21 protein-coding genes are annotated in these 18551 nt (G+C 61.2%); 4 read left to right on the forward strand and 17 right to left on the reverse strand.

Features of this window, described 5'->3' with window-relative positions:
* Positions 1-79: 79 nt before the first annotated feature.
* Positions 80-736 carry a TetR/AcrR family transcriptional regulator gene (locus ACV7NN_RS07695; protein ID WP_463348984.1) on the reverse strand — a complete coding sequence of 219 codons (657 nt, stop codon included), beginning with the start codon at positions 734-736 and terminating at the stop codon, positions 80-82.
* Between the two features lie 625 nt (positions 737-1361).
* Here ACV7NN_RS07695 and ACV7NN_RS07700 point away from each other — a divergent pair.
* Positions 1362-1985, forward strand: coding sequence for a TetR/AcrR family transcriptional regulator (locus ACV7NN_RS07700; protein WP_463348985.1), 624 nt, complete (start codon positions 1362-1364; stop codon positions 1983-1985).
* 89 nt (positions 1986-2074) lie between these two features.
* Here ACV7NN_RS07700 and ACV7NN_RS07705 read toward each other — a convergent pair whose 3' ends face one another.
* The 3 genes from ACV7NN_RS07705 to ACV7NN_RS07715 all read right to left on the reverse strand — a co-directional run bounded on the left by ACV7NN_RS07705 (position 2075) and on the right by ACV7NN_RS07715 (position 3227).
* Positions 2075-2413: a GNAT family N-acetyltransferase gene (locus tag ACV7NN_RS07705; RefSeq protein ID WP_463348986.1), complete on the reverse strand. Its 339-nt coding sequence runs from the start codon at positions 2411-2413 to the stop codon at positions 2075-2077.
* 161 nt (positions 2414-2574) lie between these two features.
* Positions 2575-2931: a GNAT family N-acetyltransferase gene (locus ACV7NN_RS07710; RefSeq protein WP_463348987.1), complete on the reverse strand. Its 357-nt coding sequence runs from the start codon at positions 2929-2931 to the stop codon at positions 2575-2577.
* Positions 2932-2960: 29 nt separating this feature from the next.
* Positions 2961-3227, reverse strand: a complete 267-nt coding sequence (locus ACV7NN_RS07715) for a hypothetical protein (RefSeq protein ID WP_463348988.1) — start codon at positions 3225-3227, stop codon at positions 2961-2963.
* Positions 3228-3353: 126 nt separating this feature from the next.
* Here ACV7NN_RS07715 and ACV7NN_RS07720 point away from each other — a divergent pair, with 126 nt between their 5' ends.
* Positions 3354-3686, forward strand: coding sequence for a hypothetical protein (locus tag ACV7NN_RS07720; protein WP_463348989.1), 333 nt, complete (start codon positions 3354-3356; stop codon positions 3684-3686).
* Between the two features lie 685 nt (positions 3687-4371).
* Here the strand turns inward: ACV7NN_RS07720 and pdxR are convergent.
* The 7 genes from pdxR to ACV7NN_RS07755 form a co-directional block, all read right to left on the reverse strand.
* A complete protein-coding gene (pdxR, locus tag ACV7NN_RS07725; RefSeq protein ID WP_463348990.1) occupies positions 4372-6003 on the reverse strand; it encodes a MocR-like pyridoxine biosynthesis transcription factor PdxR in 1632 nt (543 codons plus the stop codon).
* Positions 6004-6089: 86 nt separating this feature from the next.
* A complete protein-coding gene (locus tag ACV7NN_RS07730; RefSeq protein ID WP_463348991.1) occupies positions 6090-6548 on the reverse strand; it encodes a GNAT family N-acetyltransferase in 459 nt (152 codons plus the stop codon).
* A 205-nt stretch (positions 6549-6753) separates the two neighbouring features.
* Positions 6754-6921, reverse strand: a complete 168-nt coding sequence (locus ACV7NN_RS07735) for a twin-arginine translocase TatA/TatE family subunit (protein ID WP_463351258.1) — start codon at positions 6919-6921, stop codon at positions 6754-6756.
* Positions 6918-7820, reverse strand: a complete 903-nt coding sequence (locus tag ACV7NN_RS07740; protein WP_463348992.1) for a ferritin-like domain-containing protein — start codon at positions 7818-7820, stop codon at positions 6918-6920. Before ACV7NN_RS07740 ends, ACV7NN_RS07735 begins: the two co-directional genes overlap by 4 nt.
* Before the next feature lie 579 nt (positions 7821-8399).
* Complete coding sequence (locus ACV7NN_RS07745; protein ID WP_463348993.1) at positions 8400-9287, reverse strand: fructose bisphosphate aldolase; 888 nt, start codon at positions 9285-9287, stop codon at positions 8400-8402.
* Positions 9288-9453: 166 nt separating this feature from the next.
* Positions 9454-9675 (reverse strand): hypothetical protein, encoded by a 222-nt coding sequence (locus ACV7NN_RS07750; RefSeq protein WP_463348994.1) that lies wholly within the window; start codon positions 9673-9675, stop codon positions 9454-9456.
* Positions 9676-9873: 198 nt separating this feature from the next.
* Positions 9874-11349: an FAD-dependent oxidoreductase gene (locus tag ACV7NN_RS07755; protein ID WP_463348995.1), complete on the reverse strand. Its 1476-nt coding sequence runs from the start codon at positions 11347-11349 to the stop codon at positions 9874-9876.
* Between ACV7NN_RS07755 and ACV7NN_RS07760 the strand changes: the two genes are divergently transcribed.
* The gene (locus ACV7NN_RS07760) at positions 11332-12300 is read left to right on the forward strand and encodes a cupin domain-containing protein (RefSeq protein ID WP_463348996.1); all 969 of its coding nucleotides are present in this window, start codon (positions 11332-11334) and stop codon (positions 12298-12300) included. The genes ACV7NN_RS07755 and ACV7NN_RS07760 overlap by 18 nt on opposite strands.
* 283 nt (positions 12301-12583) lie before the next feature.
* Here ACV7NN_RS07760 and ACV7NN_RS07765 read toward each other — a convergent pair whose 3' ends face one another.
* Together ACV7NN_RS07765 and ACV7NN_RS07770 are read right to left on the reverse strand one after the other, a co-directional pair.
* Positions 12584-13816 (reverse strand): MFS transporter, encoded by a 1233-nt coding sequence (locus ACV7NN_RS07765; protein WP_463348997.1) that lies wholly within the window; start codon positions 13814-13816, stop codon positions 12584-12586.
* 404 nt (positions 13817-14220) lie between these two features.
* A complete protein-coding gene (locus tag ACV7NN_RS07770; protein ID WP_463348998.1) occupies positions 14221-14970 on the reverse strand; it encodes an SDR family NAD(P)-dependent oxidoreductase in 750 nt (249 codons plus the stop codon).
* A gap of 85 nt (positions 14971-15055) precedes the next feature.
* Between ACV7NN_RS07770 and ACV7NN_RS07775 the strand changes: the two genes are divergently transcribed.
* Entirely contained in the window at positions 15056-15685 is a 630-nt protein-coding gene (locus tag ACV7NN_RS07775; RefSeq protein ID WP_463348999.1) for a TetR/AcrR family transcriptional regulator, read from the forward strand.
* Positions 15686-15745: 60 nt separating this feature from the next.
* On the opposite strand, the gene ACV7NN_RS07780 is transcribed toward ACV7NN_RS07775, so the two are convergent.
* The 4 genes from ACV7NN_RS07780 to ACV7NN_RS07795 form a co-directional block, all read right to left on the reverse strand.
* On the reverse strand, positions 15746-16150 hold the full coding sequence (locus ACV7NN_RS07780; RefSeq protein ID WP_463349000.1) for a RidA family protein: 405 nt from the start codon (positions 16148-16150) through the stop codon (positions 15746-15748).
* A 179-nt stretch (positions 16151-16329) separates the two neighbouring features.
* Positions 16330-17409: a sodium:calcium antiporter gene (locus ACV7NN_RS07785; protein ID WP_463349001.1), complete on the reverse strand. Its 1080-nt coding sequence runs from the start codon at positions 17407-17409 to the stop codon at positions 16330-16332.
* Complete coding sequence (locus ACV7NN_RS07790; protein ID WP_463349002.1) at positions 17406-18068, reverse strand: RraA family protein; 663 nt, start codon at positions 18066-18068, stop codon at positions 17406-17408. The genes ACV7NN_RS07785 and ACV7NN_RS07790 overlap by 4 nt, the downstream gene beginning before the upstream one ends.
* Positions 18065-18544 (reverse strand): carboxymuconolactone decarboxylase family protein, encoded by a 480-nt coding sequence (locus tag ACV7NN_RS07795; protein WP_463349003.1) that lies wholly within the window; start codon positions 18542-18544, stop codon positions 18065-18067. The genes ACV7NN_RS07790 and ACV7NN_RS07795 overlap by 4 nt, the downstream gene beginning before the upstream one ends.
* Between the last annotated feature and the right edge of the window lie 7 nt (positions 18545-18551).

The following is an 18551-nucleotide window of genomic DNA, read 5'->3' on the forward strand; positions in this document are numbered from 1 at the left end:
CTACCGGCTGCAGCGTTGGCGGAGCACTCGGGTGCGCATGTCAATAACCTGATGATGCAGGAGCCTCCGGGGACCGCCGCTAGGCATTGGCTACAGACGCCTCAACCTCTTCACGCGACAGTAAGCGCAGGTGCGAGATCGCCATATCTATCGAAGATGCCATCGGCGCCACGTCGAGCGCTGTTTGTGCCAATAAATATCCGCCTTGGACCGCCGCCACGAACCCTGTCGCAATCTGGTCGATATCAATGTCCGCCGGGATGACACCTTCCTGCTCGAACCTTCGGAGAAGGTCTACGAAAAGTTGCTGCCAAGCGGTGAAAAGCTCCTGCATCTTCTTTCGGGCGATTGCGTCGTGCTCCGAGACCTCGTTCGCAAGCGAGCCCAAAGCGCATCCATACCGGCCCTCATGCAGAGCGTTATTCTCGACGATCGCATCTCGCCAACGTTGCAGGCCGGCGAACGTCCGAACCTTTTCCAAGCGTTCTCGTTCGCCGGAGATCTTTTGGTCGCCGACGTATTCGATTACCGCCCGCACGAGCGCTGACTTGTCTTCGAAGTGTCGATACAGCTGAGACTTGCTGACATTGCCCGCTGAGACGACGTCGTCCAGTGTTGTGCCACCTACTCCTCGCACACGAATGAGATCAGCAGCAGTTTCAACTATTTTTGATCGCGTCTTCGCGCCGCGCGACGTCAATCGCGTCACCGCGCCCCTCTCCGAACTTTCCTCCACATGGCCCATCGTACGACCGAGATGGGTGTTGAAGGAGCCAAGAAGTGCCGTCTGATCAGGCGACCCGCATTATCGACTCCGCTGGTATGCGACCGCAGCGTCACACATTCACGAGTTTTCTGGACGTCTGAGTCCAGTTCCGGAAGACGTGCAATTTACAGGCTCGTTACGGAAGCGCGTATTGGTCGGGCCATGTCCTTGGATTTCGAGGTCGTTCGCATCTCGGTCACCACTTAGTCACGCCGCGCTCGGGCTACGTCACAGGCAATTCCGGTCGCTACCGTTCTGTTCCAGGGGCTCCCCGGCGCAACGGCGACTCGAAATAGGCAAGGTGACTCGAAGGCGGCTCGAAAGACACATTTTGAGCCAGGGAGTTCCCTCTTCGCCATCGAACCGGCCGTGTGGCTGAATGCTTGTCGTGCGTCCGAGCAACCTCAGAGACGAATGAACATCAGTGAATCTGCGGGAAGGCAAGGTTGGCCATCGTCCAGCCCTTTCCGAACGCCTCAGAAGACTCCGAGATTGCGCCCCCAGCGAGAAAGTTTGTTCCACGGCAAACGGGACGATATAGTCCATTTCTATCGAGTATCGAATGTAAAATCGAGTTCTAAACCCGGGAGAGATCGTGACACACACTGCACTAGATCGTCCATTTACTGTGAAGGGTGAGCGCACCCGAGCGAGGATCGTCGCCACTGCCGCAACATTAATGCTTCACGATGGGGTGGCAGGGACCACGATCGAATGTGTCTGCGAGACCGCCGGCGTGGGAAAGTCGCAGATTTACCACTATTTCGACGACAAGAACGAGCTCGTACGCGCGGTAGTCGAAATGCAAGCTGACCTCGTGCTCGGTGGGCAGGAGCCGCATCTGACCAACGTTCGTGGTTGGGAGAGCTGGGATGCGTGGCGCGATTTTGTCGTCGACCTTCAGCGAGAAAACGGGTGCGGCGTCGGATGTCCCCTGGGTGCGTTGGCCAGTGAGCTAGCAGACGCTGACGAACTCACACGCAATGTGCTCGTGAGGAGCTTCCAGCGGTGGGAACGAGCCTTCCATAACGGCGTTCAGCAGATGAAAGACATGGGCCTGGTGCGCCAGGACACCGATGCAGCGTTTCTGGCGACAACGTTCCTAGCGGCGCTCCAAGGAGGTTTGCTCCTGTGTCAAACCTGCAAGGATATTTCCCCGCTGGAAACGTCTCTCACTGGAGCAATCGCGTATCTCCGAACCTTCGCTGCATCCAAGTGACCTGAGGACAGCGACCAGGGGTGCCTCCCCGATCCTCCAGGTTTGTGGAACTGCGCCGACATCGTCTCTCGTCATCGGGCTCGAAGATGTCACCGTTCTGATTCGTCCTCGACACTCTCGCCTGCCTGCGAGTGATCGGGGTGAGCTGCCTCGGCGACGATGCCCGAGCTGAGTCCCGGACGCTTCTGGTCGACCATGCCGGCGTATTGCGGATGAGCGTCGACGAAGGCCCGCACGATCGGACAGTAGATTGCGATTTTCGCGTTCTGCTGACGAAGATCGTCAAGCACCCGCCCGATGAACTCCGTCGCCACGCCGCTGCCCCGGAACTTTGGCTCGACTGTCGTTTTCTGCAGGACGATCCGCCCTGCCACGCGACGATAGGGCAGAGTCGCCCCATCCTCTCCGTCAATTCGTGCCGTGAACATTGAGTGGGGCACATCGTGAAGGATTTGCATGTCGAAGGAGGACGAAGCGACATCAACGTATCCGCGGGACAGTGGGCGATCGGCTAACTGCCTGATCGACTCGTCGTCGTAGCTCTGGGCGGCAGGATGCCGGGGGTCAGGGGGTCCGAATCCAGCGCCGGTCACTTTTCTGCCGCACCCCGATGGGCCACGGGTGCACGGCCAGGCTCTGTAGGGTCGACGAGGTCGCGATATTCCGGGTGCTTCTCGAGAAAGTCAACTACAGCGTCACACCAAACTGTGATGGTCTGATGATTCGCTCGGAGGTCATTGAGCATCGTGGAGATAAGGTTCGTCCCGATGCCGCGCTTCCGATGGTGTTCTTCGATAGCCGCGTGTGTCAACGCCAAGCGCGCAGTTCCGACCTGCTCGTAAACGACAACCCCAACGAGCTCGCCGTCGAGGAGCGCTTCCCACGTGCGGTTGCTCTCGTTCTTCTGCACGACGAATGCGGGGTCACCCTTGTGTTCCGGTTTCATCTCGGCTCCTTGAGCGTGACGGGTGGGTCTCAGTTGGATTCCGTGTCGCGGACCGTCTTCACAGGGTCGCTGTCCGGCACGTCGAAGTAGTACTTCACGTACATCTCGCCGTTGATATCGCGCGCTTCACCGGCGACGTACCAGAAAACCGATTCCAGCCCGCGAACTGCAGCTATCGACGCGATGCGAGGGTCAACTTTGCCGTTGATGAGGATTCGCCGGTCGCTGGTCCCCGCGAGCGGACCGTCCTCGTGTTCGACGATGTACTCGGGCTCGGTTGTAAATGTGTCAGTCATGTGCATACCGTAGCGTCCGGTATTCCCTTCCATTCATTGCGCCATGGTGTCGAAACCATGGCTATGCCAAATACAATAGTGGACGATAGGGTTCAGTTTAGCCAAACTTCTCAATCTGGAGGAACGATGAGCGATCACCCGAAAAATGCACGTCCGGAGAACGGCGCCCCGATCGACGCCGAGGACATCCCCCGCGCGATCACGGCGGGCGAATTAGTGTACGAAGACGGTTCAACCCAGGTGTTTCTGGCGGACGGTCGGACGACCTTCGTCGAGCGCGGCCGGCCCACTGAGGGCGAGTGGTATCTGGACGACGGAGGTAAGTTCTGGTCGTTCTGGCCACCGAGCTACCGCGCGAGCTACGACCTCGAATGGGTGGTTGAGGCCGGAGAGTTCGCTGGCGTAATATTCCGCGACGCGAAAAGTGGTTCGGTGTCCACCGGGCGTTACAAGCGGTGACTCGTATTCGGACCAAAATGAGGTTGCGGGCGGATTGCGATTCTTAGTCTTGCTGTGCGCCAGTACCTCGGGAGTTCCAGCGACGATTCGACATCGTCCTTGTCATGGTCAATACTGGACGAAATCGACCATTTTCGACATGGACCAAGTGTCCGGGAGGTCAAGTGCTGGAATCAATTCTTGACACTAACAGGGCCGTTCTCACGTTCAAGGAACGGGAATGGCACGTTACGAGAGACGCCACGTACCAATGGGCGATCTCGAGCCCGGAGGGCAACCCTGTTGGCGTTCTGCGTTGCGTCACCACGGCGGGGGCGGAGGGCGACCCGATCTTTGACCTCACTCGGCCCGGAATCATCGACGACCCTCGGACTACGGGCACCGACTGGCTTTCGATCATTGAATACGCGATCAACGAGTATCTCGACAAGGAGCCCCAACGAACCGACCGTGAGGTCAGCTAAGGCCACAGCGACGGGCGGGGCCAACGGCAATGACGGCGGGACGGTGATTCAGAAACCGGTCGTTCCTGTCGAGATGAGCGTGTCCGGTTCCGGCAAGTCGACCATTGCGGCGCTTCTGGCCGCTCGATTGGGATGGCCTTTCGAGGAGGGCGACACTCTCCATCCTCACGCGAACATCGCCAAGATGACGGCGGGACGTGCGCTCACCGATGCAGCGCGACCTAGAGCCCCTCGACGCCCTGGCGCACCACCATGCATAAGCGTTCTAACATCTCCGCCCACGCAGAGTCGGATACCGCTGAGTAATTGATGACAAGACCCTCGTCAACGGATGTGCCGGGGTCCAATCCTTCGTGTCGGTATTCGGACAGCCCGGTGACCCCCAGTCCGCTAGCGGCTGCAATTCGAAGAACCTGAGCTTCTGCGCCGGGGGGAAGTTCAACCACCGCCTCAAGCCCTGCCGCCATTCCTCGCACACGTGCATGCGGTACGGCCAGAGACAGGGCTGTCGTAAGCTGGCGGCGCCGTCGTCGGTATAGCCGCCTGCGCGTGCGGACATGTCGATCAAACGCTCCAGAGGTGATGAACTCGGTAAACGTGAGCTGGTCTACAACGCTGACCGTTTCGACCTGCCCCTTTGCCGAGAGCACATCGCCCAGAAGGCTATTGGGAACCGCCATCCACCCCAAACGCAATGCCGGCGCAAGCGACTTGCTCGCTGTCCCGAAGTAGACGACGCGCTCCGGGTCAAGTCCTTGTAACGCCCCGATCGGCTTGCGGTCGTATCTGAACTCACCGTCGTAGTCGTCCTCGAGGATGTACCCATCGGTGCGGCTGGCCCAGTCAAGCGCTGCAGCCCGACGTTCCGGGGACAACGCGACGCCAAGCGGGAATTGATGGGCAGGTGTCAGAAGCACTGCGTCGACTGTCAATTCGTCCAGTCCCCTTACGCGCGCACCCATGTCGTCAACGGCAAGCGCGGGAGTACTCAGCCCGATCTCAGCTAGCAAGCTACGGTGGCGGGCTAGACCATAGCTTTCGACGGCAATCACGCGCGCGCCGCGCTGCTTGAGCGCTTCAGCGACGAGCGAAAGTCCATGGTGAAACCCCGAATTGATGACGATGCGTTCGGGGCCCGCTCGCACTCCACGAACTCGAGCCAGATAGTCGGACACAGCAATGCGCAGTTCCATCAGTCCGGCCGGGTCGCCGTAGCCGAATGTACTGTGCGTGGCCGCGCTTAGAGCGCGACGGGCGGCGGCGATCCAGGGTTGCCAGGGAAAGTCCGCGAAGTCACCTGAGCCCGGCGATTGCCCACCGGCGGCCCTTCGGCGGTCCACTCCGCCAGCGGGAACCGGGCGCTCGATGGGAGTGCGCACAAGTCCTGCGACTCTGGTCCCCGAGCCTTGGCGGGCAATTAGCCATCCCTCGGCGACTAGTTCCGCGTAGGACTCTGTCACCGTGCCCCGCGCGAGGCCAAGGTCCGCGGCCAGCACCCGAGAAGCAGGTAGCCGCGTTTCGGGGGGCAGTTTGCCAGACCTCACCGCTTCTCGGAGAGCAACGGTCAGACTGGCGCCTGGGCGTGGACCTTTGACGTCCGACAATAGATCGGATACGAGGTTTGAGCCGCGACCGGCAAACGAATTGGTCTGCGATTCTCGGGTAGAAATAGCTTCGCTTCCAATCCGGTGGCCTCGCGCGGTCGATTCATTGATTTCAAATTTCGTGTCAGAGAGATGCCGTCCACCACGTCCAGAGTCGGCGTTGCCAGCGCATCCGGAATCATCGGCACCCGGGTCATCCCCCGTCGCGGTCGCAGGCCATGTGATCGGTGGAATGGCACCAGCGCCCACCGAGGCGAGCCAACACGGAGAGCCGCGTCGTGATCGAGGTGATTACCCGCGTCACTAGGGGATTTTCTCTTGTCGAGGACAGCGGGTCAGGACCGATGTGCGGCCCTGGGCATACCGGGATGCTTAGGGTCGACAAGGTCGGCATACTCCGGGTTGCGCTCGATGAAGGCCCAGACGATCGGGCACATGATGCTGACCGTCTTTCCTCGTTTGCGCACGTCGTCGAGCACCCGGCGGATCAGTTCGGACGCAATGCCTTGTTTGCGATACTCGGGGAACACTGCCGTGGCCAGCAGCACGAGTCGGTCCTCGCCGGTGACGTTGTACGTGAGGCCCGCGATCACACTGTCGCCGGAGATGGCTTCGTAGATCCGGGACTTGTCGTCGTTGACAACGAAGAAGCTGAATCCCGGGACATGGTCATCCTCGATCACCTCATCGATGAGGAGAGTCTGGTCCTGAGTGAGGGTGCCGACTCCATCTGGGTAGCCGGCTTCGTCAGGGTACTCGAAGTCGCCGCGGCTCGAGTCGCTCGCATTCGTCATGAGGTCGTTGTTCCTTTGCTGATTGCGGATTTCACGGTCTATCCGTTGCGTCGCTCGGTCCGGTTGACCATTCTAAACAATAACTGGACGTAATAGTACAATCGCGCCGTTCGAGTTAGTGTCGGATATCGTGTATTACTCGTGTGTATTGCATCTCACACACCGGACTTGTTCGTCCTCTCCACTCGACGCCGAGCCGATGTCATCAGGCCTTGACTTCGCCACGGAAGGTCCCCATCGACTGACCCATGCCCTTCGCGAAAGCGAGCATCGGCGCACCGAAGAGAAGAAGGACGACGGCCAGAATGATAAGAAGATGCCATCCCTGGAGTCCAGCCGAGCCGACAACGAAATACGCGGTGCTACGAGTCAGTCGCCGTCGTAGTCGAAGTCGCCGCTCTGTCGGATCGCTCCGTTCACTCCGGCGGGGTAGAACCCGCCCGAATGCACGCTCTCCGAGGTCAGGTACACCACATTGAGAACTTGTGCGGCGGTGCGGCTGAAGGCGATCGAGTTGGCGTCGGTCGGGACGATGTTCGCCACGTCGGCGGTGCCGATGCCCTGGTCGTCGTCAGTCCTGCCATCGAGACTGTCGCGAGCGTCCGAGATCTTCTGCACGGTCGGGTACACGGAGGGTGTTGCCACCCCTTCGGCGTACAACGTCGCGCGGATGGTCCCAGCGTGGTACGCCTCGACAGCCAAGAGGCCGGCTGCAGCATCCAGGTAGGTCTTGTTCGCGATGAACGGAGCAGCACCCTTGAACGCGGTCACACCCACGTCTTCGAAGATGAAAGCGGCGAAGAGGAAGTTCAACTCGTTGGCGTACGGGTCGAACCTCTGGCCCTTGCCGATCAGCCCCGCGGCCATCGCTGCGGCGGTGAAACTGGCATCCAGTGAAATCGCCGGTCGGGAGACGGCAGCGGCGCCGAGGGCGTGGCGGAGGAAGGCTACGTGCCCTTTCTCGTCGCCGGCGATCTCTTGCGCGAACTTCTTGATCGCCGGCGTCTTGAACGGGACAGCACGTCCTCCGCTCACTTCGCCGCGGGTCCCCGTTCCCGTCGTCATGTTCAGCGGAAGACCCGCTCCGGTGACCGACCGGGAATAGAACTCGGCTTCCAGGTACTCCAAGTTCAGGGCGAAGTTGAGAATCGAGGCGTCACTGGGCGCACCCGGCACAGCGGTCGCTCCAGGCGCGGTCGGCTGTGTTGTGGCGACCGCGGGGTCCGCTGCCACCAACGTCGCTGCAGCGCCCACGCCGGCGATTCCAGCCATAGCGAAAAGACTGCGGCGATCCAATTTCGTTTCCGCGCTCCGCGCGATGGCATTGGTTATGAATTTTTTGTCAAACATTTTTCCTTGCTCCCTAAACGGATAGTCAAGGACGGGAAGAGTGTGCCGGTCTCGGGTTTCGCCCAACGCGGACTGTGAGCCGCGTCATAGAGCGTGCCAGTCACGGGTCTCGCCCAACGCGGACTGTGAGCCGCGTCACGTAGATGATACCTCAAGGATGTCGTCGTGTCTTGGTCAGGTCGACCTCTTGATGATCGATGAACTCGGCCGCTTACGAGCCCGACGACGCAGCGACTCAGCCCTGAAACCGAGCCGGGCCGCCACCCTCTGGCACGCGGTCGACAGGTTCAGATACTCAACAAGATGGTCGAGCTCCAACCCGTCGCTCGCAGTATGGTCTCCTCCGGAATCCTCTTCGGCATGATCAAATTGTCCTTCCAGACTCGAAGGAAACGGCATCAAGCCGGGGACGGTTCAGGTACCTGTGCGCATAGGGTTTCTGATCGAGAACCTCGGCACCGCGCAGGCGTTGGCTGACCTGCTCGACGCGCCGAATGCCGGTCAGGTAATTGAGGCACGGTATATTGCCTCGATTGACGCGTCCAGGACGCGATCAAACTGCTCCTCGCTCTGCTGGACGGTCAGCCCTTCCAACAGCGCACGACTGAAGCTGGCGATGAGCCCATGGTTGCGTGCGAGTCGGGCGACAGCGTCAGCGCGACTGTAGCCACCAGAGAGCGCAACGACGCGAGCGACGTTCGGGTGGTCGATCAGTTCAGCGTAGAAGTTGTCGATGGTCGGAATAGTTACCTTGATCGCGACCTTCTGGCCGCCGAGCTCGGCCAAACGCTCCAGGATTGCCGCTTTCAGCATCGCTTCAGCTTCGGCCTTATCGGAAGCGTCGATGTCAACTTCCGGTTCCAGAATCGGTACGAGATCAGCCGCCAGCACTTGTTCTCCTAAGTCGAACTGCTGCGCGACGATCTGCCCAATCCCGCGCTCGTCGGCTGAATGTATAACCGAGCGCGATTTCGTCCCCAATGCGCCGGACGAATGGCACCTCTTTAGCAGCGCATCGAGTGACGAGATGTCGTTCATCAACTGGACGCCGTCCCGTGGCTCACCTAATCCCTTATCTATTTTCACAAAAGGCAGGACGCCCCTCTCATCCCACAGGTATCGGGCGATGCCTTGGCCGCCGATTTCACGCTCGAGAGTTCCTTCGAACAGGATCACTCCGAGAACACGATCGGCGCCGAAGACGCGGCTGGAGATGATCCGCACTCTTTCGGCGTGGATCAGGTCGAACATTTCCGACTCGGACGAGTACTGCGACGGTGTGATGCCGTACAGGCTCAGGGCTTTCGGCGTGCTACCGCCACTTTGGTCGAGCGCCGCGATGAAACCGCGCCCGCTCTCCAAACGGGTTAGCTGCTGATGGTTGGGCATTGCCGTCTCCCTTCGAGGGCGCCGTCAACCAACGAGGTCCATCCGACGCCCCGTTGCCCTCGCAATACGATTAATGGCCTACGGAGGTCTGGGGAAGGCAACGACTTTCCTCGCCTTATTGTGATCCACGACAGTCATCGGCTCGGCCGAATGGTGTTATGGCGGGTCAGCTGGGTTCCAGCGCCGTTGCGACGGCCCGTTCAAGCGAATTCCAGGACCCGAGGAACTTCTCAATTCCCTCGCGTTCGAGTGTCGAAGTCACATCCGCGTAGGAAATGCCAACGTCGGCAAGGAGTTCTAAGGTTTGCCGCGCGTCGTCGATGGGTCCGGTGATGGTGTCACTCGCGATGGGCTCCGGCGACCAATGGCACACGTCCGGCGAATTCATCCGCTTTCATTGCCAGCTCCTCCTCACCCGTTTGAGGGTGCTCTGTTCATTACAGCGAGGCGCAAATGTAATCTCTAGTTCACAAGCGGTGGCTGTGCGACCGAGTCGGTTCTCAATCGCCCGGACGACCACAAAAGGGAAGGAGTCGACGGCGTGCGCCGCGGCCACACGAACCGACCGCGGCGGCGTGCGCCGATGTCAGGCAACGATCTTGGTGAAGACCTCATTGAACGCCTCGGTGGTGCTCGGATGTGTATAGATCCCGTTCTGCAAGGTCGTCGCCGTGACACCCTGTTGCATAGCCAGTGCGATCAGGTTGATCACCTCTTGCGCGTCGATGCTCAGGATCGCGGCGCCCAGAATCAAGTCGGTGTCGGCATCGAGAATGAACTTCATCACTCCGCGAGTCTCCTCAACGGTGTAGGCACGGCGGAAGGCAACAATGTTGGCCACCTTCTCACGAGCGACCTTGATGTTCAGTCCTTGCTCGCGTGCCTCGCGTTCCGTAAGCCCGACGGTAGCCAGCGGGGGCGTGATGAAGACGGTCCGCGGAACCGCCACCCGGTCCTTGGTGCTCCGTTTTCCCTCGCCGAGCACCTGGTCGAGAACGATTCGTGCGTCATCCAGCGAGATGTAGGTGAACTGCGGCCCGCCATTGACATCGCCAAGCGCGAAGATGTGCGGCTGGGAAGTCCGAAGAAACTCGTCCACAACCACAGCTCCTCGCGGAGTGACATCCACTCCTGCGGCGGCGAGGTTCAGCTCATCAGTGGCCGGCTTGCGACCCGTCGCGGGGAGGACAGCGTCCCCCTGAACGGTGTAAGTAACGCCATCCTTTACATAAGTGACGATGCTCGTGCCGTTCGCGTCCTCGACTCGGGTCACCGAGGAACCCGTGATGATGGTGATGCCGTCACCCGAGAGAATCTCCGCCGCAACGGACGCGACATCTTCGTCTTCTTTCGGAAGGAGCCTTTCGGTCGCCTCGAGCACAGTGACATCAGCGCCGAAGTGCCGGTAGATGGACGCGAACTCGAGTCCCAGGTAGCCGCCACCGATGATGACCAGGTGCTCAGGCAGCTTGTCCAGGCGGGTGAGGTCGCTGCTGCTGACCAAATGGGCGGTCGTCGCGATCCCCTCAATGGCGGGCACAACTGGTTCGGAGCCCGTATTGATCAGAATCGTTGATGCAGTGACTGTGATCTCATCCTTACCCACACCCACCGCGACGGTGTGAGAGTCGACGAAACGGGCCATACCTGTGATAACGGTTGCTAGATCCTTGCTGTTTATGGCGTCGAAGTTGGCAGCGCGACCAGCGGCGGTCAGAGCGCGAACCCCCTCGATCGAGCTCGCGAAGAACTCCTGAGCTGCATCCTCAAGACGCCTCGAATTCGAGTAGTGAACCAGCATCTTCGTGGGAATGCAGCCAACGTTAGGGCAGGTGCCTCCGTACATGTCCTCGGACTGCTCGATCAGAACGACTCGCTGACCCGCGTTCGACAAGACATGGGCGGCAGTCTTCCCTCCCTTGCCAAAACCGAGAACGATGACGTCGGTCGTTAGAGATGTAGTGCTTTCCATGCCTTGAGTCTCCTCCAGCCACGGTGCTACAAATAGAGCATTGGGTATCAATAAATCGCTCGAAAGTATCAAATGGATCAGATCAGCCACCTGTTGCGAATAGCTCGACTCGAGGCAACACTGGACACACGCTGCCTCCTCGGAGGGTCCACAATCATGGAACCAGGCCCACGGGCGCCTCGGGAGATCCCCTTTCACGTCCTACTCGAAGGTGAATGTGACCTTGAAGTCGGTGGAACACTCCATCACATGACGGCGGGGGATGTGGTGATAATCACAACGGGGGCGCGCCACCGCATCTTGACCGCCGGGGACGGGCCAAGCAAGTCCATCAAGAGACGTGTCGGGGCAACGTTCTCCACCAAGACCAGCGGTGACGGGACCGCCCCCATTATCGATCTGTTCTGCGGCCACTACACGATCGGCGCCGGCGCCGGCGCGATCCTGTTCAAATCCCTTCCGGCGCCAACCCACGTGTCCCTGTTCGAAAATCAACGAGGACGGGACACCCTTAACAAGCTGAGTGAACTGATGCGAGCAGAATCGGTGCATGACGGGATGGGGTCCGCGGCGATACTGTCGGCGTTCTGCACCGTGCTGATCGCCCTGGTGCTCCGGACAACAACCGCGGCTCCCACTGCGTACGGACGGCTGTGGACCGCCGTGGCTGACCCTCAGATCAACACCATCATTCTCGACATCCTGGCGCGACCTGCGGGACGGTGGTCGCTCGATCAGTTGAGCTCGGAGACAGCCATGTCTCGCGCCACATTCATCCGACGGTTCCGAGCAGCGACAGGCACAACGTTTGGGCAATTCCTAACCCGTACCCGGCTGATGATCGCAGCAGATTTGCTCGACAACACGGACCGAAACGTCGCCGATATTGCGTCAGAGGTCGGATATCAGTCTGAGTCGGCGTTCACTCGCGCGTTTCGAGGAGCAACCGGGGAGACACCCTCCCGCTTTCGGCGGTTCCAGCGCGACGTGGTCATGACCGGAGCCGAAAGCGGCACGGTCCCAGCTGCCGCCACAATGTAGACCGGCGGGGTCGCCCTTGCGCTGGGACTCGAGGCACAGACTAGGCCGAGTCGAGCCGATCAACACTGACGCGCCACCTGGGGGCAAGAACCTGGGTGCTTGCCGAGCGTCAGGTCATAAAACCCGGAGCGAGCTCGTTCGCGTCTGGGCTCGCTCCGCCTTCGTTCGTGAATAAGCAGCACCGTCTCGAATGCTTTCGTGTCAACGGAACTTGTTGCAAGGTGGCCGACATCCCGCGCATTCGATCTGCGGACCAGCCACGCCCGGTGGCGAACTCCAGGGATCAGCTGTGGAGTTGGCTAGCTGTCGCAGGGTGGGGGTTCTGGGCGGCTAGGAGGGTGATCACTGTGCCGATCAGGGCGAACGCCCCGTACCCGAGTGCGATCTGCGGTACTGAAAAGGTGTTGGAGAGCTGGCCTGCGATGAGGCTTGGGATGGTCGCACCGGCGTAGCTGAGCAGATACACCACGGCGAAGATCGGTGCTCGGTCGGCCAGGTTGCTGCCATAGAGCAGGCCGTGGGTGGCGGCGTTGATGGCTATGCCTTGACCTGCGCCGGCGATGACTGTTGCGGCGATGAATAACGGCAATGCTCCGGTCGTGTTCGCGCTGATGATCCCCGCCCACCCAGCGAGGAAGGCTGTCATCCCGATTCGTTGAGCTGTTGCCGTGCTGAACAGGTGTCCGAGCGGTGCTCCGAAAGCGCTAGGCGCCATGTATGCGGCGAACACCAGTCCGAGGAGCAGGGGGCTCTTGGTGTGGAGTTGATCCTCAACGAGCGCGGGGACGAAGGCTTGGTAGAACGCCCCCGTCGCCCAAGTGGGCAGGATCACAGCGGCAGCGACCGGAAGGAGATACCTGACCCGCGCTGGTACGCGCACCGTCGGCCGCAAAGACAGCCAGGTGAACGGCCGCGGGGTGACCGTTTCAGGGCTGAGGAAAATCAGCACGGCAGACACCAACAGGAAGACGATTGCAACCAGGAAGATGAGGTCCCGAGGCCACGGACCGAACTGAACCAGGGCGCCAGAGGCGATAGCACCCACGGCGAGACCGAGCATCACCGTCTGACTCGAGGCGACCGAAGCCAGCCAGACCGGCTTCTTCGGCGCCGCATCGACAATGTAGGCGGCGAGAGTGCTGCTGGCCATCCCCGCACCCAAGCCCATCAACAGCCGGCCACCAATCAGCACCCAAATGAAATGCACGTCCAACAGCACAACACAGCCCAATATGAGCAAGCCGAGGCTGGCGAGAGCCGCCGCCCGCCGTCCTACATAGTTGGACAGCCGACCTAACACCAGCAATGTGCTGATTGTGCCGATCGAGTAGGCCACCACAGTCATCGAGATATCGGCGTTGGTGAACCCCTCTTCAGCGCGGTAGACGTTGAACAGCGGAATCGTCGAACCAACGGCCGCAAACGCGGCCAACAAACCAATGACGGCCGAGACAAAGGCAAGTCGCAGCGTAGCGCGCTGGCGAATCCGATGGAGCGTTGGGGTCGCGTTTTGCATCTAGGTCGCATTTTAATCGCTTTGCGGCGTCTTGCCACTCTTCGGTATCGCGCTCACCACTCGCCTCCTCGTTCGTCGGGATGCGCGTTTCAGCTTCAGCATTCCAACCCGGTCCCCCTCGGACACCCGTCCAACAAGAGCACACGCCGGACTAGTCGACGAGCGCCGCGACGGCACGAGAAGTCTCGACCGGGCACGCCCACAACGGCTCGCGCCCGTCCGAGCGCTCCTTGACGAGCTGTGGAGCAACTCCCCCGATGTGGCGCGCCGCCTCGCCGAAGCCGAGCACGGTATCACCGACGCCCGCATGCCCCGAAGGCGGGCCGGGTGACCTCCTCGAATCAGACGCCCGGCCCGGTTGGGTAACGTGGCCAGCCAGTAGTCCTTCCGTAAAGACCTACTGGCTAGACGGCGAGCCGACCCCCGTCGACCGGAAGAATCGCTCCATGTACGTGTCTAGCCTGCTCGGACGCTAGAAAGACGATCGCATCCGCGACGTCCTCGGCGTCGCCCGGGTGGCCAGCGGGCGTTGTCGCCGCCAACATGTCGAGACCGTCGCCCATCCCGACAGTGCCCTCGGTGCGGGTGGGCCCAGGACTTACCGCGTTGACGCGGACACCGGCGGGGCCGAACTCCGCTGCCCACGCCTTGGTGAGCAACTGAAGCGCAGCCTTGCTAGATCCGTAAAGAGCCATGCCCGACATCCCGAAGCTCGCGACCATCGAGCTCACATTGACGATCGCGCCCCTGTCGCCAGCGACCATCGCGGGAGCGAGGCGGGCGACGAGGATGAAGGGTGCTTTGATATTGACCGCCGTCACGGCGTCGATCTCGTTCCCGTCTACGTCGGGGGTAGGGCCAAAGGGGAAGATCCCAGCGTTGTTGACAAGGATGTCAACTCGGCCTCCGGAGATCTCGAGAGCGCGGCTCGCGAGGTGGTGAACACTGGCGGAGTCGAGCAGATCTGCGGCGACGAATTCGGCGTTGCCGCCGGCGTCTCGGATACGCCTAACGGTGGCTTCTCCGCGCTCAATATCGCGCCCGCTGATGATGACGTGTGCGCCGCGTGCGGCGAGTTTGAGTGCAGTAGCCCTGCCTATTCCGCTGGTTGAGCCCGTGATGAGTGCGGTCTTGCCGGTGAAGTCGGTAGTCATGCTGATCCCTTCGAATGGAGTGAGTACTGCAATCGTGTCGACAGAAAAATGGAGTGGCAACTACAAAAACTGATATCGTAACGAGATGACATCGGCACCTGAAGCGAAAAGACCAGCTCGCGCGTTCACTGCTAAGGGACTTGCAACTCGTCAACGCATCGTGGAGGCGGCGTCTGCGCTGATCCTGGAGCACGGTCTGGAACGCTCGACTCTCGAAGACATCCAAGGCGAAGCCCGAGTGAGCGCATCGCAGCTCTATCACTACTTCGCAGACAAGAGCGCACTGCTCCTGGCGGTTATCGACCACCAGGCCGAGACCGTACTCGGCGCCCACCGGCAGGTACTCGAGCGCCTCGACAGCTTCGATGCGCTCCTCACATGGCGCGACATGATCGTGACAATGCTTGAGGCCCAGAATTGTGTCGGAGGATGCCCCCTCGGCTCCCTCGCAAGCGGGCTGGCCGAGTCCGACCCGATCGCCCGTCACGCGCTGGCGGAACACTTCAGCCAATGGGAGCTGCTGCTAGCCGATGGCCTGAGGGCAATGCGTGCGCGAGGCGACTTGCGGCCAGACGTCGACATCGACACCTTGGCCGTCAGCATCCTTGCAGGTGTTCAGGGTGGCCTGCTGCTCAGCCAAACCCGACGCGACTCCCGCGCGGTTCAGATTGCAGTTGATACCTCGATCGCCTATCTGCAGACCCTGCGCCCGTGAAGCAACTGGCGTTCGCGGACCCGGCGAGGTGTCGTTGACCCGAGCCCGGTGTCGGTGACGTCAGAGTGTTTCGACGTCTCGCGGCGGCCGGGCTGCCACCACCTCGAGTTCCACGAGGAATTCTGGGCGCAAGAGCGCCGGGACGACGGCGAGCATCGACCCGGGGCGGTGGGGCACGTAGCGGGTGCGAACGGCCACATAGTCACCGATGTCGGACTCGTTGGTCACCCACTGCCGGATGAAGACGATGTCGCTTACCGAGGCATCGGCTGCCTCCAGGATGCGCACGACGTTCTCCCATGCCTGCTCCGACTGGCTCGTGATGTCGGGTCGTACGTCCCCGTCCTGGTCAATTCCAGGTGTGCCCGACACCAGAATCTGCTCGTATCCGGCGGGGATGACGACGGCATCCGCGTAGTGCCCTATCTTGCTGGCGATGCCCTGATCAATTGTCTGCAGGCTCATTGGCTTCCTCTCAATTCGCGGTCAGTACATTCCTAACCGAGACGGATTGTAATATCGAGTACAGTCTTGGCGGACTGTGTCACCGGCCTCGGAAAGAGCCGATAGTGCACGGTCTGGTGCCGCTCCCCACTGCCGCAACCAGATACGGCAACTCGTCATCTACAGCGGCAAAAGGCGGATCACGTCGTGGAGAGGCTCGCGATCGCGACCAGGCCACCAATCCCGATCACGTACAGGACAAGGACGACAAGGGAATCCACTCCCATGCCGATCACCTTCCGTTCGGGGCGGAATGCCAGCCCGAGTAGGTACACCAGCGTCAGGAGGATCGCCAGCGCCGTCAGATAGATGTCGGACGCCTGCGCGTTGGGCAGTACTGCTTTTCCAGAGATCAGGGTGGCGACGGCGAAGAGGACCGGAAGAAAGGCGTTTCCTCCGAAGATGTCGCTGACGGCGAGGCGATAGTCGTGCTGTTTGACTGCGGTGAGGCCGGTGGAGAGTTCGGGTAGCGCAGTCGCCCCCGCCAGGAAGGTAGCTCCAAACACGACGCCGGAAAGCCCTGCGTGGTCCGCGAGGACACTCCCGCTCTGCTCGAGCAGGATGCCGGCCGCCAGGGTGACAGCAGCCGCTACTAAGAAGATGGCGACCGACTTCCGTGTCCCCATCCGCTCATGACGGACGCGGGCTATGCGACGAGCTCCATGCCCCGGCGGCTGGGACTGGGATCCGGGCGCGCGTCCGCCATCCTGCCAGGCCATGCTCCTGCTCGCGCGTACCACGAGGAGGATGCCGATCACCCAAAGACCCACGATAAGCACCACGTCCGGGGTCAGCCGCAGTGCAATCAGATCCCCCGGCAGCTGGCTCCCGCCGACGACCACCGCGAGCAAAGCGATCACGAGAGCAGCTTCGACGATCAGCGAGAGGGAAGCAGCACGGTAGGTGAGCGAGCGGGCACCGCGCACACCGAACAGGTCCAGGAGGACGAGCACGACGGTCTGGAGCGCGATGCCCCCGAGGATATTGCCGACGGCGATCGAGAGATCCCCGGAGGCCGCCGCGCTGATGGTGATGGCAAGTTCAGGAAGGTTGGTCGCCACAGCGAGGAGGATGAGGCCACCGAGTGCTTCGCCGAGCTTGAACCGCATCGCCAAGACGTCCGTGTACTTGCTGAGCTCAACACCCGCGATCCAGGTCGCTGCCGCGGCACCGACGAAGACGGCGATGAGCAGCCATGGAGGAAAGAGGTCGGCGATCACCGCTCGCGACTACCTGTCGACCGGACCTGCTCTGGATCCTCCTGTCGGATTTCGGCGACGAAGGACCGGTCCTGTGCCTCGATCCCCGCCGCACCCTCCAGCACCTGATCGAGCAGCGCAGCAGGGATGACAACTGCTCCGGAGTGGTCGGCGTAGATGTAGTCACCGGGCACGACGGTTGCACCATCGAGGGAGACAGTAACGTTGGCGGCGATCGGCATAAGTGTCTCTGTGCCGGCTCGCACGGTCTCGCCTTTGCAGTAGAAGACCGGCTTGTAGTGCATCAGCTCGTCGAAGTCCCGAAGACGGGCGTCGGTGATAAGCCCGGCCAGTCCGAGGTTCTGCAATCGTGAGAACTTCGTACTGCCGCCGACCGACGCGTCTGGGTGACCGGAGCTGTCGAGCACCAATACCGTCCGGGATGGCTGGGCGGGGACAGCGTCGTAGAAGTGCCGGGCGAAGCTGTGACGGCTTTCATCGAACAGGTCCGAGCGGAACGGGACGAACCGGATCGTGGCGGCCTGGCCGAAGAGGACCTTCCCCGGGGTCGGAGAGACGAGGTCGAGCACGTGCGCCCGGTGGTCGATCAACCGTCCGAGGGCGTCTGTCAGGGACGCCGCGGAGACGGAGCGGAGGCGGCCGCTGTTCACGATGCTCATCCGGATCTCTCTTCGGAGTGCCTCGGGGAAATGCGCGGTGTGGCGCCTTGCGCGAGTTTCAGCCGCGTCCAGAGGTTCATGTTGATGACGACGGCTGCGAGCTCAGCGATCTGTCGTTCGTCGAAGTGGCGGGCCAGCTGGCGGTGCGTTTCCGGGAACCCGGCTAGGTCATAGTTCGTGAGTGCCTCGCAATACTCGAGAGCAGCTTTCTCGAGGTCGGTGAACATGAGGCTTTCCCGCCAGCTTGGGAGGTGTGCGACCTTCTCAGGCAGAATTCCCTTCTCGAGCGCGCTGCGCGTATGCAGGATCAAGCAATAGGAGCATGGGGTCAGCTGCGTCACTCGCAGGCGGACGAGCTGTGCGAGCTGATCGTCGATCGAAAGGACGGCTGTGTAACCGAACGCCGCCGCCATCTCCTTGGCTATGGCGTGGAAGGGCGTCACGTCAGGATCGAATCGGACGTCGGTGAACGTCACATCGTTC

The sequence above is a fragment of the Leifsonia sp. Ger2509 genome (assembly GCF_055231915.1).

Bases quoted from the DNA above. Each gene is read 5' to 3' on its own strand.
- ACV7NN_RS07730 (WP_463348991.1), bottom strand. From the start codon at position 6,548: ATGACGAATGCGAGCGACTCGAGCCGCGGCGACTTCGAGTACCCTGAC.
- ACV7NN_RS07745 (WP_463348993.1), bottom strand. From the start codon at position 9,287: ATGCCCAACCATCAGCAGCTAACCCGTTTGGAGAGCGGGCGCGGTTTC.
- ACV7NN_RS07740 (WP_463348992.1), bottom strand. From the start codon at position 7,820: ATGGCTGGAATCGCCGGCGTGGGCGCTGCAGCGACGTTGGTGGCAGCG.
- ACV7NN_RS07775 (WP_463348999.1), top strand. From the start codon at position 15,056: ATGACATCGGCACCTGAAGCGAAAAGACCAGCTCGCGCGTTCACTGCT.
- ACV7NN_RS07750 (WP_463348994.1), bottom strand. From the start codon at position 9,675: ATGAATTCGCCGGACGTGTGCCATTGGTCGCCGGAGCCCATCGCGAGT.
- ACV7NN_RS07705 (WP_463348986.1), bottom strand. From the start codon at position 2,413: ATGTTCACGGCACGAATTGACGGAGAGGATGGGGCGACTCTGCCCTAT.
- ACV7NN_RS07790 (WP_463349002.1), bottom strand. From the start codon at position 18,068: ATGAGCATCGTGAACAGCGGCCGCCTCCGCTCCGTCTCCGCGGCGTCC.
- ACV7NN_RS07715 (WP_463348988.1), bottom strand. From the start codon at position 3,227: ATGACTGACACATTTACAACCGAGCCCGAGTACATCGTCGAACACGAG.
- ACV7NN_RS07760 (WP_463348996.1), top strand. From the start codon at position 11,332: ATGGATCAGATCAGCCACCTGTTGCGAATAGCTCGACTCGAGGCAACA.
- ACV7NN_RS07780 (WP_463349000.1), bottom strand. From the start codon at position 16,150: ATGAGCCTGCAGACAATTGATCAGGGCATCGCCAGCAAGATAGGGCAC.
- ACV7NN_RS07770 (WP_463348998.1), bottom strand. From the start codon at position 14,970: ATGACTACCGACTTCACCGGCAAGACCGCACTCATCACGGGCTCAACC.
- ACV7NN_RS07710 (WP_463348987.1), bottom strand. From the start codon at position 2,931: ATGAAACCGGAACACAAGGGTGACCCCGCATTCGTCGTGCAGAAGAAC.
- ACV7NN_RS07765 (WP_463348997.1), bottom strand. From the start codon at position 13,816: ATGCAAAACGCGACCCCAACGCTCCATCGGATTCGCCAGCGCGCTACG.
- ACV7NN_RS07720 (WP_463348989.1), top strand. From the start codon at position 3,354: ATGAGCGATCACCCGAAAAATGCACGTCCGGAGAACGGCGCCCCGATC.